Origin of the sequence: Lewinella cohaerens DSM 23179, from assembly GCF_000379805.1 — a bacterium.
In the GTDB taxonomy this organism is placed as follows: domain Bacteria; phylum Bacteroidota; class Bacteroidia; order Chitinophagales; family Saprospiraceae; genus Lewinella; species Lewinella cohaerens.
Genome location: NZ_KB903532.1, coordinates 130,802 through 145,621 on the forward strand (window position 1 = coordinate 130,802; position 14,820 = coordinate 145,621).

A 14,820-nucleotide genomic window follows, 5' to 3' on the forward strand; every position below is an offset into this window, starting at 1 on the left:
TACTGTTTACCTTTCTTACTATTAAACTCCGTAAACCCAACCAGTGCCAAATTTAGAAATGGCGTCCATCACGAGGATCAACAGTGCAAAAATAATAGAAGCAACAATTACTAAAATGGTATTACTCTGTAGGCTAGCCCAAGATGGCCAAGTTACCTTGTGTACCAGTTCATTGTAGCTTTCCCGTAAATACAGCTTGATCTTATCCATTGCTATGAAGTAAAGTATAAATTACATAGGTGGAGAGACTTTCCGAAAACTCGGAATAGACTTTCCGTAGCTCCACCCACTTAGGGTTCTACGAAAAGTAATCTTGCACGGGTGGAGAGACTCGAACTCCCAGCCCCTGGTTTTGGAGACCAGTGCTCTGCCAATTGAGCTACACCCGTGTATAATATAACCTCAAAGTGTATTTTCCTGATCTTTATCAGATAATTACACCCTGTGTTTTTTAAACGTGAGAAATCGGAAGGCGAAAAAAATCACCTCCCGACTCCACTTTTTTATGCTAAAGCAAACGTCATTTTAAGACGATTACTCAATGATCTCAGTAACCTGACCAGCACCTACAGTACGGCCACCCTCACGGATAGCAAAACGTAGACCCTTGTCCATTGCGATTGAGTTAATCAAGTTCACTTCCAAGGTAACGTTGTCACCAGGCATTACCATCTCAACATTTTCTGGCAGTACAACATCACCAGTTACGTCAGTGGTACGGAAGTAAAACTGAGGACGGTAACCGTTGAAGAATGGTGTGTGACGACCACCTTCATCCTTACCTAGAACATATACCTCACACTTGAATTTCTTGTGCGGAGTAATTGAACCAGGCTTACAAATTACTTGTCCACGCTTGATTTGATCCTTTTCAATACCACGAAGAAGAAGACCAGCGTTATCACCAGCTTCACCGCGGCTAAGAATCTTACGGAACATCTCTACACCTGTGATCGTAGAAGTAAGGTTCTTCTCACCTTCTTTCATCAAACCAATGATCTCAACTGGATCACCAGTGTTGATAACACCACGCTCGATAGAACCAGTAGCAACAGTACCACGACCAGTGATCGAGAATACGTCCTCTACAGGCATCAAGAAAGGCTTGTCTACATCACGCTCAGGAAGAGGAATGTGCTCATCAACAGCATCCATCAGCTCTTTAATCTGAGCTACACCTTCAGCATCACCTTCGATTGCTTTCAAAGCAGAACCAGTGATTACAGCAGCGTTGTCGCCATCGTACTCGTAGGTAGAAAGAAGTTCACGAACCTCCATGTCTACCAATTCCAACATTTCTTCATCATCAACAAGGTCAGCCTTGTTCATGAATACTACAATTGCTGGTACACCTACCTGGCGAGCCAATAGGATGTGCTCACGTGTCTGAGGCATAGGACCATCAGTAGCAGCAACAACAAGGATAGCACCGTCCATCTGAGCAGCACCCGTTACCATGTTCTTCACATAATCGGCGTGACCAGGACAGTCAACGTGACCATAGTGACGATTTGCTGTCTCGTATTCTACGTGAGCAGTGTTGATCGTAATACCACGCTCTTTTTCTTCAGGAGCAGAGTCAATACTAGAGTAGTCTTGAACATCTCCTGCACCTCCATGCGCTTCGTGAAGTACTTTGCTAATTGCCGCGGTGAGTGTTGTCTTGCCGTGGTCAACGTGACCAATAGTACCAATGTTTACGTGAGGTTTCGACCTCTCAAAAGTTTCCTTAGCCATCAGTTGTTTATTTTTGGAAACAAAGTTTAACAATAAATAACAGTTGTTCGGGAATTTACCGAATACCGGTGCCACGAGAAAACGTGGCGGCAATAGAGCCAATGGGGAGATTTGAACTCCCGACCCCTTCCTTACCATGGAAGTGCTCTACCCCTGAGCTACATTGGCAAGAACTATTGTTTAGCTCCTGCGCTAAAATAAAAGAGCGGAAGACGAGACTCGAACCCGCGACCCTCAGCTTGGAAGGCTGATGCTCTACCAACTGAGCTACTTCCGCTTAAATGGTGGGGGTGGTAGGACTCGAACCTACTCAGCCGAAGCACTGGATTTACAGTCCAGCCCGCCTCTCCAACTGCGGCGCACCCCCATACTTTCAAAGAGCAAAAAAGAGCCAGCAGAGGGATTCGAACCCCCGACCCGCTGATTACAAATCAGCTGCTCTGGCCAACTGAGCTATGCTGGCATTATTACCATTTTTACAAGTCAAACACCTTCTTCAAACTTTCCAAAGAAACTCTTTTACGGAAGGATATATCCTAAGATGGATATAAGTTTGTCTAACTTAACTAAAGCGGCAAAATCTAATGCTTTTATCTTCCCTTTGGAAGTAACCCTGAGATCATTTTCTCAAAGCGATTGCAAAGATATATCTATTCGGTAAAAGAAAAAACTTTTGCTGAGATTTTTTTCTCAAGGTTGAAAATTGTTTTCTCAATCACCCCTCAACTCCTTATAAACTAGATCACTCTCCCTATCCATTATTTATGCCAAAGGTATAAATAAAACAGCGCCGATGATCTACTCTCATCGACGCTGCCCTTTTTAACGCAACTAAACATTAAATAGTTTCGCGCATTCGTTCTTTATACTTCACTAATTGCCTTTTGAGAACATCCGTTATTTTATCAATTGAAGCTTCAAAGGTTTTGTCAGTATGCTTGGCTATTAATATATCACCAGGAACGGAAATCCGTACTTCCGCGATTTTGTCTTTAACCTGGCCGGAATTTTCCAGCTTAAGGTTTACACGGGCTTCAATAATTCGGTCAAAAAAGGTGTCTAATTTCCCCAGTTTCTTTTCGATAAACTCGAGTAATTTCTGGTCAGCTGTGAAATGAACTGCTTCTGTGTATACTTTCATGTAGTTACATTTTGTGAATCAAGCGTACTTGATTCTTTCCTATAAAACCGAGGAGTTTTTCTTCTCCCCTATTCGTTTGTTTTTGCTTTTGGATGGGCCTGTTCATAAGACCTCTTTAGCTTTTCAATAGAATTATGGGTGTAAATCTGGGTTGCAGCCAAACTACTATGCCCTAGTAATTCTTTAATCGCATTGAGGTCTGCACCTGCATCTGATAAATGGGTAGCAAATGAATGCCTCAATACGTGGGGGCTGGCACGTTCCAGATAAGGTAGTGTTCCCAAATATTGCTTTACTCTATTATAAACCCATTTGGGGTAAGGTGGTTTTCCTTTATCTGTTAAAATTAGTGTTTCACAATCCGGGAATAGCTCCTCTTTACGTTCTTTGTAAACCTTCAATGCCTGATGTACGGCTCCTCCATAAGGAACTAAACGCTCCTTTCCTCCTTTTCCTGATATTCTCAAGCGTTTTTCTGCTCGCAAAACATCTCTTTCCTTAAGGGTTAATAATTCCGAACGGCGCAATCCTGTTCCATAAAGTAACTCCAATAAAAGTTTATCTCTGGCATCAGAGAAACAAGGAGCCTTCGGAAAAGAAGCCAACAAACGAGCCAATGCCGTTGAATCTGCTGTTACAGGTAATCGCTTCTTGAGTTTTGGTGTTTGAATTGCCTTTGTAGGATCTTTAAGATCAGGTTGCTGACGGCGAGAGTAGCGATAAAATGCTTTTAAACTCGACAATTTCCGCCGAATACTGGCAGGGGCATGTTCCTGCTCTAATAAGATCGCCATCCAAGACCTTACCTGGCTAGCTTCTATTTTAGGCCAGCAGCAGCTCCCATAAGTTTGAGTAACAAAACTTTGAAACTGAATTAAATCATTTTGATAAGCTTTCAAGGTGTGCTCAGAAAAGCGCTTCTCGTATTCCAAATGTTTTATAAATCCTCTCACATCCATATATTCTCTCTATCTTTAACACTAGGATTAAGGTAGTCCTATTCCATCAGAAAAGCAATTATTAGACGGAAGATTTCTATGAAAAAAGAACGTAAACCGGAAAGCTTTTTACAAAAGCCCAGTTACCCGGGAGGGCCTAAAGCCTTGCGTAAGTTTCTTTCTGAACAGATACGCTACCCTGAAGCTGCAAAAGCGAAAAAAATTGAGGGAACAGTTAGAGTGAGGATGGACATTGACTTTCACGGGCATGTTATTGGCACTAAAGTATTAACTGGCTTGGGGTATGGCTGTGACGAAGAAGCCCAGCGGATAGTAAAACTGTTGAAGTTTCAAATTCCCAAGTTGCGAAAGATTCGAGCTACGTTTCACAAAACCATCAATATTCATTTCCATTATCCCAAAACAAAACATAAAGCTCCACCTTCCCAGCAGGTGAACTATTCTATTACCAAAAGTATTCCTACCGAAGACCAGCAAGACGAGAAGAAAGACCAAGGGGATACTTACAACTACACTATTTCTTTCTAAGAAAGAGGAAACTAAAAAGCCCTGTCAACGTGATGTTGACAGGGCCTTTTCTTTAGAAGACAATTTTACTGCGGCTTTTTCTTAGCCGAGTAATTTACCTTCAACTGACCGGATTTACGCAGTTTGATTTTCACATCCTGCACAATCCCCATTGTTACTTCTCCATCTACTCGAAGAGAAGAAGTGATCCGTGCCCGTTTGTTTTCAGGTACTTTCACTTTATGCTTCTCTAGAAAGAGTGGAATATCATCTACGGTAGCGAATGCATCTCCGAGCTGGAGACGTGGTCGTGTACCATAAATTGGTTGATACTTTTTCTCCGGACGCCCGATATAAAGATAATTCACAAGTGATTTTTCCTCTAGCTTCGTAAGTTCCGTAGCATAAGGAGTAGTCACTTTTACCTTTAACTCTGCATCACGTAGTACTGTTACCACCATGAAGAAGAATAACAACATAAAGATAATGTCCGGTAAGGAAGCAGTAGAGATAGCCGGTTTGGCTTTTCCCCTCTTTTTTTGAAATTTAGACATTCTTGCGTTGTTTTTTTATTGCCCTGATATTATACAAGGCAATAACCGTTAACGAATAAACTGGAAGTTTAAGACGATACGTGCTTATTCTTCACCAAAATTGGTGGGTTCCGCCTCGGAAATTACAAATGGAATTTCTCCTTTAATCACCTTTTGTTGAGCAACAGGCATATCATCGCTGTAAGCTACACCGAATTTTTGCCGACTCAAATCATCCCAGAGTTCATAATAAGCTGCTTTCAACTCATTATAGACTTCCAGGTAGGTAGCATAACTGGTACCTCGGTCATTTTTAAGAGAAATAATTGCTTTATTGGGGGCCTCGGCCAAGTCTTCTCTCCGCTGTGGATTGGAGATAAACTCAATCGTCTTTTCCCGCAAATCATCAATATCCATTTCCTCCCCGCGAACGAGTAACATATTCTGGGCATTTACCAGAACAGAGTATACGTTACGGGTTTTCAATTGTGTAATATCCGGTTCTTCATCCGACCATGGCGGTAATTTCACGAGGATACCTTTATCCTCTGCGATCGTAGTGGTTACCAAGAAGAAGATCAACAGCAAGAAGGCAATATCGGCCATAGAGCCGGCATTGATTTCATTGCTCATACGATCTCTGGTACTCGTCTTTGCCATGATGCAGTTTATTTAACGCGGTTAATAATTGGAGAAATGATTGGCATGATCACTAGAGCTACGAAAGCTAAACCAGCCATCAATAAGCCCATTCGGATGGCGCTACCAATCCATTTAAGGTTTCCTTCGGAAATGAAACGACCTTCTGCAGATGTCTCATAATTTTCGATGGCTCCCTTGATCGTGTCGTGGTCTGCACTGCCCGAGGCCATTGTGTAGAACAAAAACATCAGGGCGGCAATAACTAACACACCAAGGATACCTTTGATCGACCCTTTAGGGTTGGAGGCAACGTGATACAAACCGAACAGAACAATACCCGCTGCACAAAGTACAGAAAGGGCAATAGCAGCCAGGATACCAAAATTGAAGACGTTAACACCGAAAATTTCGGCATCATCCATCGAATCAAAATAGTAATCCCCTGCACCGGGAACAGCTATGGCTAGAAAAATCACAACCAGAACCACTCCCACTAGAAAAGCAACTAACTGTCCGTTCTTGCTTAAGAAATTATACATGGAAGATTAAATTACAGGGTGATTAAAATACTTTGTTCTTAGCCATAATGTCAACCAAAGTGATAGAAGCTTCTTCCATCCGGTTAACGATACCGTCAATCTTGTTAACGATATAATTGTAAAAAATCTGTAGGATAATGGCCACTACAAGACCGAATACAGTGGTTAAAAGGGCTACCTTAATACCACCTGCAACTACTGCAGGAGAAAGGTCACCAACTGCCTCAATCCGGTTAAAGGCCTCAATCATACCGATTACTGTACCCATGAAACCAAGCATCGGAGCAATCGCAATGAAAAGAGAAATCCATACCAGACCGCGCTCTAATAAGCCCATCTGTACACTACCGTAAGAAACGATAGCTTTCTCAACAGCTTCAGGTCCTTCAGCAGAACGACGTAGGCCTTCGTAAAGAACACTAGCGGTAGGACCGGCAGTAGATTTACAAACCTCCATGGCTCCGTCTACATCATTAGCAGCTAAGCGCTCATCGATGCGTTCAAGTAATTTGTCTGTGTTGGTAGTAGCCAAATTCAGTGTCAGAATACGTTCAATACAGAACGCAAGACCCAGAATTAAGGTAATCAATACCAAAGACATGAATTTCCAGTCACCGTCGATGAAGTTCTTCTTCAGGACTTGGAACATTGTAGGAGCTTCGCCTTCATCAATGGTAGTCATAGATTCGGCAGCTGCTGCTGCTTCGTCTACCACTTCTTCAATTGCATCTCCAGCATCTTCTGCTGCTTCTCCAATTGCATCTCCAGCATCTTCTGCTGCTTCTTGAATTTGCTCAGTAGCAGTCTGGTCTTCTTGAGCACTAACGGTATTTACCGTGGAAGCTGCTAAGCTGAATATCAATAGCAGCGCAAATAATTTTCGCATAGCCAACGAGGTTTAACGATTTTGTTTAAAGTAAAGTTGTATTGTTTTGCTGCGGAGAGAAAGGGATTCGAACCCTCGATACGGGGTTACCGTATACACGCTTTCCAGGCGTGCCTCTTCAACCACTCGAGCACCTCTCCGAATTAATTTCTTTTAAATAGGATCACAAGATGTAACAATCATTCGCAAAAATTGTAAAAAGAAGCTAATAATCAAAATTTTTTTCGGCTCTAGTCCGAAATGGCCCTTTAATTAAGCCTCAATTATTTCATCAGGCACTACTCTCCTTTCTCCTATAAGATCGGTAAGTTAAACAATTTCTGGGCATTTTCACTGGTAATTGCCGCAACGTTTCCTGTTGTCAATCCCTTGATCGAAGCTAATTTATCTGCTACCTCCTGAACGTAAGCACTTTCGTTACGTTTCCCACGGTGAGGAACGGGTGCCAAATAAGGGGCATCAGTTTCTAATATTATTCGATCCAAAGAAATTTCTGCTAAAGTTTTATCCACCCCACCGTTTTTGAAGGTCACTACACCACCGATACCTAAATATAGACCTAATTCCATAATTGCTTCGGCTTGTGCTACATTTCCAGTAAAACAATGAAAAACACCCCTCAGATTAGAATCGCCAACTTCTTTGACCAATTCAATCAATAGGTCAAGTGATTCTCTAGCATGAACAACAATCGGACGATCAAACTCCAATGCCCATTCCACCTGCTGTAAAAAAGCTGCTTTCTGCTGTTCCACAAAAGTTTTATCCCAGTAAAGGTCAATGCCTATTTCGCCAATCGCAATAAAATCACGCTGATCCAACCACTTTCGAACCCAAGCCAGGTCTGAAAGGTAATTTTCTTTTACAGAACAAGGGTGCAAGCCCATCATCGGAAAACAACGGCCGGGGTACTCCTCCTCCAATTCCAGCATCCCAGCAATTGAAGATTCATCAATATTTGGCAGTAAAAACTGCTGAACGCCAACTTGCTGAGCACGTTCTATCATCGCTGCCCGATCATTTTCAAAAGCTTTAGCGTACAGATGAGCGTGAGTATCAATCAACATATTTATTTCAATATTTTTCTAGGCCGCAAAGGTATAGATTCTATTTGGATGTTTTTTGGTGGACGTGAGCAATGTTTACATTAACTTAGCGCGATGGCAAAAAAGAAAAAATATTACGTCATCTGGAAAGGGCACATGCCCGGTATCTATGATGACTGGGCCAAAGCCCAAGCTCAGATCAAAGGTTTTCAGGGAGCACTATTTAAAAGCTTCCCCTCCATTAACGACGCAGAAAAAGCACTTAAGGTTGGTCCAAAACCTTATTTAAGTGGCGGTGCCTCTAAGGCTAAGCCCTCTGGCAAAACACCACGCTCTCAGATAGTATGGCAAAGCTTGTCCGTAGATGCTGCCTGTAGTGGTAACCCCGGCCCCATGGAATACCAAGGTGTGGACACCAAGAGTAAAGATCAGGTTTTCCATCAGGCTTTCCCTATGGGTACCAATAATATTGGTGAATTTCTAGCTATCGTACATGGATTAGCTCTTTTACAAAAACAAAACCTTCCCCACCTACCTATTTACACCGACTCTGCTACAGCGATGGCCTGGGTACGGAAGAAAAAAGTAAAAACAAATCTCGTTAACGACAGCCGTACGGCTACCCTGCACGAATTGATTATAAGAGGAGAGAACTGGTTAAAGACCAATACTTTCACCAATCCTATTCTAAAATGGGATACCGATAGTTGGGGGGAAATACCCGCTGATTTTGGCAGAAAATAGTAGAGACCAATACCAAGATTTTAAACGTTTCGTAGAAAAAGCAGCGTAATCCGTAGGTAATCCCGATAGAAAAGGGGAATTAGTTGTTATCTTTATTACGATCCTGATTTCTTCTTTTAATTCTATCCATAAAGATGGCTTTTACCCAACGACTTAAGCATTCAATAGGCTGGCCGCTAGCTTTACTCGCTATTATCTGGTTAGTTTTCCTATTAGAACAGGCAACTGCCTCAGAATGGTTTATTTATGGTATTGCTCCACGTAAAACTTACGCCTTACGTGGTATCCTAACTACGCCATTTCTACACGGTAGTTGGGCACATCTTTTATCCAACTCAGCACCCTTTCTGGTCTTAATGGCTATGATTATCTTCTTCTATCCACGTGTTGCTTTTTCTGTGCTCCTTCTTATCTACCTGGGAACGGGAATAACCATGTGGCTTTTTGCAGACCCCGAAGCGCTCTTTTCTGCCTTTAATCGCGCTAATTATCACATTGGTGCCAGTGGGGTCGTCTACGGGATGGCAAGTTTTCTCGCTTTTACCGGATTTTTCCGGCGAAACATTCGAGCGATAGCGATATCTCTGGTCATTGTCTTTTACTATGGAGGAATGATATGGGGAGTACTCCCTACTCAAGAAGGAGTTTCCTGGGAAGGACATCTCCTGGGGGCCTTAGTAGGCGTATTTACAGCCTACTGGTTTCGTCAACGCATTGAAGAAGCTGAAATACGCAGAAAGCCCAGCTATGAGCTAGAACAGGAAGAAGAACAGTACTTCTTTCCTAGAGACATCTTTAACAGAAAAAAGGAATAATTCGAATATTCTTTAAACCTTATTTTTAGGCCAGATCAGCCAAATTACGTAAGAAACAACTGATTCCTGCGTCTTTCACACGCTTCAATAATTCACGGGCTGCTGCCTGAGAATCGTATGCTCCCACAGTGACTTTGTAGACCGTTTTACTATTTAATTCATTGATACTCACAACGACAGGTACATTAAATTGCTTCTGCAATTTTTCTGCCTGAATCAGTACATTACCATATTCATAAAAGGCACCAATCTGTACCCCCCAACCTTTCGCTTCTTGCTTGCGTACATCAAAACGAAACAACCCACGGCCACTGCTGATGTTGTCTGTCACCTCTGGTACCGGGGCAGGAGGCGAAGTTTGTGCTGCATCTTTTAGTCGAAGCGCCTCTGCAACTGCTTTATCTGCATTCACTCGGCCATAACCATACTTGAGGGAATGACCACCGCTATCATATTCTGAAGGATGGCCAATCTTATCAGCAGTACGCTGTAAAATAGACTTAACTTCTCTACTCGTTAAATCAGGATTAGCCGATAAAATAAGCGCGCAAATTCCTGCGACCAATGGCGTAGCACTAGAAGTGCCTCCAAAATGCTTATAATTATCACCACGGCTACGACCATCCCGCCAGAATTTGTAGTTACCGGTTTCCCAGGTCAACCCCTGATCCCAGGATGCTCGGGCAGCAATAATTGGCCAGTCGCCATTAGAAGGCGCACAGATCGTTACTTCTCGCCCTCGATTAGAATAGCTTGCATGGGCATCCTGACTAGTGCTCGCTGCCACCGCTATAACATCTGGGTGAGCTGCGTAATAATTGACATAATTAAGATCGTCATTACCTACGGCGTAGAGAATTACACATCCCTTTCCTCCTCTCCCCTGCTGAGCTGCACGAGCAATAGCTTGTTCTTTGACTGCATTCAGGCTGTAACGAGCATCTGTCGTTCCCCACGAACAACTGATCACATCAGCACCGTTTCGCACACAGTAGTCAAACATCTCTTCCGTTGTGGCTGCGCTAAAGGACGTGCCATGAATGGGCATAAACCGCACACCTGGCGCTGCACCTACAATACCCTGACCATTACTAGCCGCAATTGCTACACTTGCACAGGGCGTACCATGCGTAAAACGCGTATCGCCTTGTGGCAACTGTGATGTGCGGGTCCATAAATCATAAGGCTTGTGCGTCTTCCCTCGTAAATCAGGATGATTGGTATCAAAACCATTATCAATTACTGCTACAGTCACCCCAGAACTCCCTGTATTACCGAGTCGATTCCAAGCATTTAGCACATGTGAGTCTGCTCCTTTTTTGAGTTGGAAATTAGCATCAATCACAAATCCAGGATTATTAAGATGCCATTGATGAGAAATTAGCGTATCGTTAGGGACGGAAAAGGCATATTCGTCCATCGGCATATCTATATCTGGTTCTGCTGTAGACACCAGANAAAGTGCTTGCAGGGATGCAGCAGCTTTTAGCGGATTTGGGGACTTTGCCGTAACTTTTGCAACCATAAACGAGGCAGAGCGCCGATCAGCGATCTTCAAGTGATATTCGTCCAGTACTATTTGTTGCTCATCAGGGCCTACACCATCTTCAAAAGTGATGTAAATCTCTCCTGTTGGAATCATAGGGCGATTGCTCCCTTCTGCGAAATACACATGGGTTCCTACTGCTACCGTATCTTCTTCCCGTACTTTATCCAATTGAGTATCTAGATCCTTGACCTCCCCTTCCAGCGTAACAACCTGAAAACCACCTAAATTAGCCAGTATTTCTTTACCTACAAAGGGCTGCTTCTCGAGACTTCTTGCTGCTACAGACTTCAGCCCCACAAGTTGCTTACTCTTGTGCAGCTTTAACTCTCCCTTACCACTTTTTACTGAAATTTCTGACATAGGTGTTCTTGGATTATGGATGAATCCGAAAGATAAGAAAAGGAAATAAGAAAAGCAGGCCCTACTTCGTGTTGGAATAACTAGTGAGTATAAAGTTGGGACTGCTCTTCCTTAAAATTTCAACGCCTATATCATCAAACTGCATTAGAAACGTGCCAACTACTGACAACGCTGCCAGTGATGTACATTTTTTTTACTTTTCTAAAAAAGGGAAGGTAGCTAACTAAGAGTAAGTAGCAACTAAGGCCTTCAAATTAGCGAGGTGGAGTAGCTTCTCCGGGCGGCGGCGCTCTTTATTCACTGATGTGAAAAAGCCATGATTTTCTAAAAACCGAACCTGTATACGATTCCATTCTTCCTCCGACTTTAATACCCCGGCTACTTGTAGCTCTTTAAAAAGCGTAGTTCCTATGGAATAAAAATCGGGACGACCTAAATAATCTAAATCGGCATCACAGATAATTTCTTCTAGCTTATTTTTTGGGCTTTGAGGAATCTTTGTCGCTAGAATCATTCCACAAATTCGCTCAATCTCCTGGTCGTTATAGCCAAAACCGGGCAAGTTATCACGGGCAATCTTACAGCCACGCACTTCGTGATCTTGACTTGAGACCATAAAGCCAGCATCATGAAAGAGTACCGCCGTTTTTAAAAGCATTGTCTCATAAGCGGTGACATGCATTAAGCTACACAACTCCTCTGTGACTTTTAATACATCCAAAGTATGATGAAGGCCATGGTAATAAAGCTCTTTAGGTAACTCACGGGTGAGTTCTCCTAAAATAAAAGCCTTAGCGCCCAGATAATTCATACTTTATTACGGTAGTAATTCTTCGTCCATAAACGACAGTCTCCCGTCAGGTGTTGCATTAATTGCAGATCAATCTACATAAAATAAGGGAATAGCGTATCCAATTTTTACTGGATACGCTATTCTAAATATCAAAAAATATTATTCCTTCACCAAAATCACACCATCAGCAAGGAAACTTAACTCCCGCTTAGGTTCCGTAATAGCATCGATTTCTTCTTGTGATTTGCCAGCATCTTCTGCGTAATGGCGTAACTCATCGACGGGCGTTGTCTGGTAAAAAGCCTTACCATTCATAATAACTTCCCGCCCAGCGATATCCTTTGGCATGAAAAATCCATAATCCTTAAAACGGACCATCATGTCTTCTCCATCTCCATTGGTGATACTCATCCAGCAACCTTTACTTTGGCAAACTTCGGAAACTTTACCTCTTACAGTAATCGCCATACTATCGGTATCCGTCACTTTAGCAGATAAATCCTGATAAGCAATTACTGCTTCCGGCGTAAATTCAGCACCAAATGACTCGTCACCTGCCTGCTCTTCTGTCTGTGAATCGCTCTCCGTAGCGGCTTCTCCTGTTGATCCGCAAGCTGTTCCAAAACCAACGAATAATACTAAAGCTAATAATTGAAAAAAGTACTTCATGTTTTTTTTCTGCAAAAATAAGTAATTGCCAATAAATAATGTTAAAACCTGAAATAGATCGAACCGAATTCTCACTCAAACACACCGTTCCCTATCAAGGTCTCTAAAAACAGCCTTAATAAACTATTAATTCCTAAAATTGAGTGCAATAAGTAGGCCCTAAATAAGGTTTTTAAGTCACCTCGATTCAGTCTTCTACTCCCCTACTTTATCGCAAATCCAATTGTCCCTAAAACAATCTTATCATGGCCAAGTCGCTCATCATTGTAATACTCTCTGTTATCACTGGTTTTTCGCTTTCCGCCCAGGTAGGCTGCTCCAAAGGCAACTGCCTAAATGGCTACGGTAATTACACCTTTCCTGGTGGAGCTCGTTACATGGGAGATTTTAAAGATGGTAAAATGCACGGCGAAGGCATCCTTTACTATGTAGATGGTTCTAAATACATTGGTAACTGGCACGAACAGGAACGGGAAGGAAAAGGGCGAATGACTTTTGCCAATGGGGATGTCTATTTCGGCATATTTAAAGCCGGAAAATTTCATGGTCAAGGCAATATGAAATATGCCAACGGTAATACCTATGATGGAGAGTGGCGCAACGGCCATCCCAATGGCCAGGGCTCCTATAGTTTTCAAAGCAATGATCGTTATGAAGGTCAATTAAAGAATGGCCTCTTTAATGGTACAGGCACCATGTACTATGCAGATGGCAGCCGCTACGAGGGGGAATGGCAAGAAAACAAACGCCAAGGACTAGGCACACTTTATCATAATAATGGAGAACAGATCAATGGCCAGTGGGAAAACAACCAGTACTTGGCCGATTGGGGACGAATGGCTTACTCCGGTGACACGACCAGCTTACGGAATTGCAACACCCAGAATTGTGATTCGGGTAAAGGCAAATTCCGCTATCAAGATGGCTCTCAATATTATGGAGACTTTAGTCAGGGTGTTCCTGAGGGAATCGGGTCCGTTTATTACTTTTCCGGCGATCGTTACGAAGGAGGCTGGAACCGGCATGCACCACACGGAAAAGGAGTCATGTATTACGCCAATGGTAAGGTCGTTGGTGCAATTTGGGAACACGGTGTGCCTGTTCGCCAGCTCTTCACATCTCAGCAAGATGCGCCATCAACAGTAAGGGTTGAGCGTAGTGACGAAGTAAAAATATGGGCCGTTGTCGTAGGGGCAGCACGCTATACGCACATGCCTGTTTTGCGCTACACCGATGATGATGCCTACCAATTATTCGCCTTCCTGAAAAGTCCGGAAGGTGGTGCCTTGCCCGACCACCAAATACAACTTTTGATTGATGAAGATGCCACCCACCAAGGTATCCTAAACGCCATGCGCTCCGTATTTCTGCGTGCTGATGATAATGATATGATTCTTTTTTACTTTTCCGGACACGGCCTACAGGGTGCTTTTCTCCCCGTAGATTATGATGGTTTCGCCAACCGTCTGGAACACGAAGAAATTCGCGACTTACTGCGCCAAAGTCGAGCCAAGCATAAACTCGTTTTGGCTGATGCCTGCCATGCAGGTAGTCTTTTGGCAGCACGTGCACCAGTCCATATCGCACTACAAGAATATTATGACGCATTGAATGCCAGCAGTGGAGGCACCGCTTTATTACTTTCCTCCAAAGGCGAAGAGTATTCCCTGGAAGATCGTGGACTTCGTTCAGGTATTTTTAGCCACTTCCTCATTCGAGGGTTAAAAGGAGAAGCCAATACCAATACGGATAACTTGATCACCATCCGTGAGTTGTTTAACTTTGTACACCAACGGACAAGACAATATACCGGTAATGTACAGACACCGACCCTCACTGGTACCTTTGATGACAACATGCCTGTTTCCGTAATTCGGTAAACTTGTGTGCAAACCAGACC

General features: G+C 43.0%; 16 protein-coding genes and 6 tRNA genes. 4 read left to right on the forward strand and 18 right to left on the reverse strand.

What is annotated here, in order from left to right:
- Positions 1-21: 21 nt before the first annotated feature.
- The 9 genes from secE to A3EU_RS0102710 all read right to left on the reverse strand — a co-directional run bounded on the left by secE (position 22) and on the right by A3EU_RS0102710 (position 3,837).
- Positions 22-210, reverse strand: coding sequence for a preprotein translocase subunit SecE (secE, locus tag A3EU_RS0102670; protein WP_020534578.1), 189 nt, complete (start codon positions 208-210; stop codon positions 22-24).
- A 106-nt stretch (positions 211-316) separates the two neighbouring features.
- Positions 317-389 (reverse strand) — tRNA-Trp (locus tag A3EU_RS0102675).
- Between the two features lie 145 nt (positions 390-534).
- Complete coding sequence (tuf, locus tag A3EU_RS0102680) at positions 535-1,737, reverse strand: elongation factor Tu (protein ID WP_020534579.1); 1,203 nt, start codon at positions 1,735-1,737, stop codon at positions 535-537.
- Between the two features lie 96 nt (positions 1,738-1,833).
- Positions 1,834-1,905 (reverse strand) — tRNA-Thr (locus A3EU_RS0102685).
- A 36-nt stretch (positions 1,906-1,941) separates the two neighbouring features.
- Positions 1,942-2,014 (reverse strand) — tRNA-Gly (locus A3EU_RS0102690).
- A 5-nt stretch (positions 2,015-2,019) separates the two neighbouring features.
- Positions 2,020-2,104 (reverse strand) — tRNA-Tyr (locus tag A3EU_RS0102695).
- Positions 2,105-2,126: 22 nt separating this feature from the next.
- Positions 2,127-2,200, reverse strand: a tRNA-Thr gene (locus A3EU_RS0102700).
- A gap of 375 nt (positions 2,201-2,575) precedes the next feature.
- Positions 2,576-2,878: a ribosome hibernation-promoting factor, HPF/YfiA family gene (gene hpf, locus A3EU_RS0102705; protein WP_020534580.1), complete on the reverse strand. Its 303-nt coding sequence runs from the start codon at positions 2,876-2,878 to the stop codon at positions 2,576-2,578.
- A 68-nt stretch (positions 2,879-2,946) separates the two neighbouring features.
- On the reverse strand, positions 2,947-3,837 hold the full coding sequence (locus tag A3EU_RS0102710; RefSeq protein WP_020534581.1) for a tyrosine-type recombinase/integrase: 891 nt from the start codon (positions 3,835-3,837) through the stop codon (positions 2,947-2,949).
- A 78-nt stretch (positions 3,838-3,915) separates the two neighbouring features.
- On the opposite strand from A3EU_RS0102710, the gene A3EU_RS32430 reads away from it, so the two are divergent.
- Positions 3,916-4,365 (forward strand): energy transducer TonB, encoded by a 450-nt coding sequence (locus A3EU_RS32430; protein WP_020534582.1) that lies wholly within the window; start codon positions 3,916-3,918, stop codon positions 4,363-4,365.
- 65 nt (positions 4,366-4,430) lie between these two features.
- On the opposite strand, the gene A3EU_RS0102720 is transcribed toward A3EU_RS32430, so the two are convergent.
- The 6 genes from A3EU_RS0102720 to A3EU_RS0102745 all read right to left on the reverse strand — a co-directional run bounded on the left by A3EU_RS0102720 (position 4,431) and on the right by A3EU_RS0102745 (position 8,011).
- Positions 4,431-4,898: an ExbD/TolR family protein gene (locus A3EU_RS0102720; protein ID WP_020534583.1), complete on the reverse strand. Its 468-nt coding sequence runs from the start codon at positions 4,896-4,898 to the stop codon at positions 4,431-4,433.
- Between the two features lie 84 nt (positions 4,899-4,982).
- Complete coding sequence (locus A3EU_RS0102725; RefSeq protein WP_020534584.1) at positions 4,983-5,537, reverse strand: ExbD/TolR family protein; 555 nt, start codon at positions 5,535-5,537, stop codon at positions 4,983-4,985.
- Between the two features lie 8 nt (positions 5,538-5,545).
- Positions 5,546-6,058, reverse strand: a complete 513-nt coding sequence (locus A3EU_RS0102730) for a hypothetical protein (RefSeq protein ID WP_020534585.1) — start codon at positions 6,056-6,058, stop codon at positions 5,546-5,548.
- A gap of 22 nt (positions 6,059-6,080) precedes the next feature.
- On the reverse strand, positions 6,081-6,944 hold the full coding sequence (locus A3EU_RS0102735) for a MotA/TolQ/ExbB proton channel family protein (RefSeq protein WP_020534586.1): 864 nt from the start codon (positions 6,942-6,944) through the stop codon (positions 6,081-6,083).
- 52 nt (positions 6,945-6,996) lie between these two features.
- Positions 6,997-7,084: transfer RNA gene (locus tag A3EU_RS0102740), tRNA-Ser, on the reverse strand.
- A 153-nt stretch (positions 7,085-7,237) separates the two neighbouring features.
- Complete coding sequence (locus A3EU_RS0102745) at positions 7,238-8,011, reverse strand: TatD family hydrolase (RefSeq protein WP_020534587.1); 774 nt, start codon at positions 8,009-8,011, stop codon at positions 7,238-7,240.
- A 93-nt stretch (positions 8,012-8,104) separates the two neighbouring features.
- On the opposite strand from A3EU_RS0102745, the gene A3EU_RS0102750 reads away from it, so the two are divergent.
- On the forward strand, positions 8,105-8,734 hold the full coding sequence (locus A3EU_RS0102750; protein ID WP_026211193.1) for a ribonuclease H1 domain-containing protein: 630 nt from the start codon (positions 8,105-8,107) through the stop codon (positions 8,732-8,734).
- A gap of 134 nt (positions 8,735-8,868) precedes the next feature.
- Positions 8,869-9,549: a rhomboid family intramembrane serine protease gene (locus A3EU_RS29175; RefSeq protein ID WP_020534589.1), complete on the forward strand. Its 681-nt coding sequence runs from the start codon at positions 8,869-8,871 to the stop codon at positions 9,547-9,549.
- A 25-nt stretch (positions 9,550-9,574) separates the two neighbouring features.
- Here A3EU_RS29175 and A3EU_RS0102760 read toward each other — a convergent pair whose 3' ends face one another.
- The 3 genes from A3EU_RS0102760 to A3EU_RS0102770 form a co-directional block, all read right to left on the reverse strand.
- Positions 9,575-11,458: a S8 family serine peptidase gene (locus A3EU_RS0102760; protein ID WP_020534590.1), complete on the reverse strand. Its 1,884-nt coding sequence runs from the start codon at positions 11,456-11,458 to the stop codon at positions 9,575-9,577.
- Between the two features lie 223 nt (positions 11,459-11,681).
- On the reverse strand, positions 11,682-12,269 hold the full coding sequence (locus tag A3EU_RS0102765; protein ID WP_020534591.1) for an HD domain-containing protein: 588 nt from the start codon (positions 12,267-12,269) through the stop codon (positions 11,682-11,684).
- 141 nt (positions 12,270-12,410) lie between these two features.
- On the reverse strand, positions 12,411-12,920 hold the full coding sequence (locus tag A3EU_RS0102770) for a DUF4920 domain-containing protein (RefSeq protein WP_020534592.1): 510 nt from the start codon (positions 12,918-12,920) through the stop codon (positions 12,411-12,413).
- A 245-nt stretch (positions 12,921-13,165) separates the two neighbouring features.
- On the opposite strand from A3EU_RS0102770, the gene A3EU_RS0102775 reads away from it, so the two are divergent.
- Entirely contained in the window at positions 13,166-14,800 is a 1,635-nt protein-coding gene (locus A3EU_RS0102775; RefSeq protein ID WP_020534593.1) for a caspase family protein, read from the forward strand.
- Positions 14,801-14,820 lie beyond the last annotated feature (20 nt).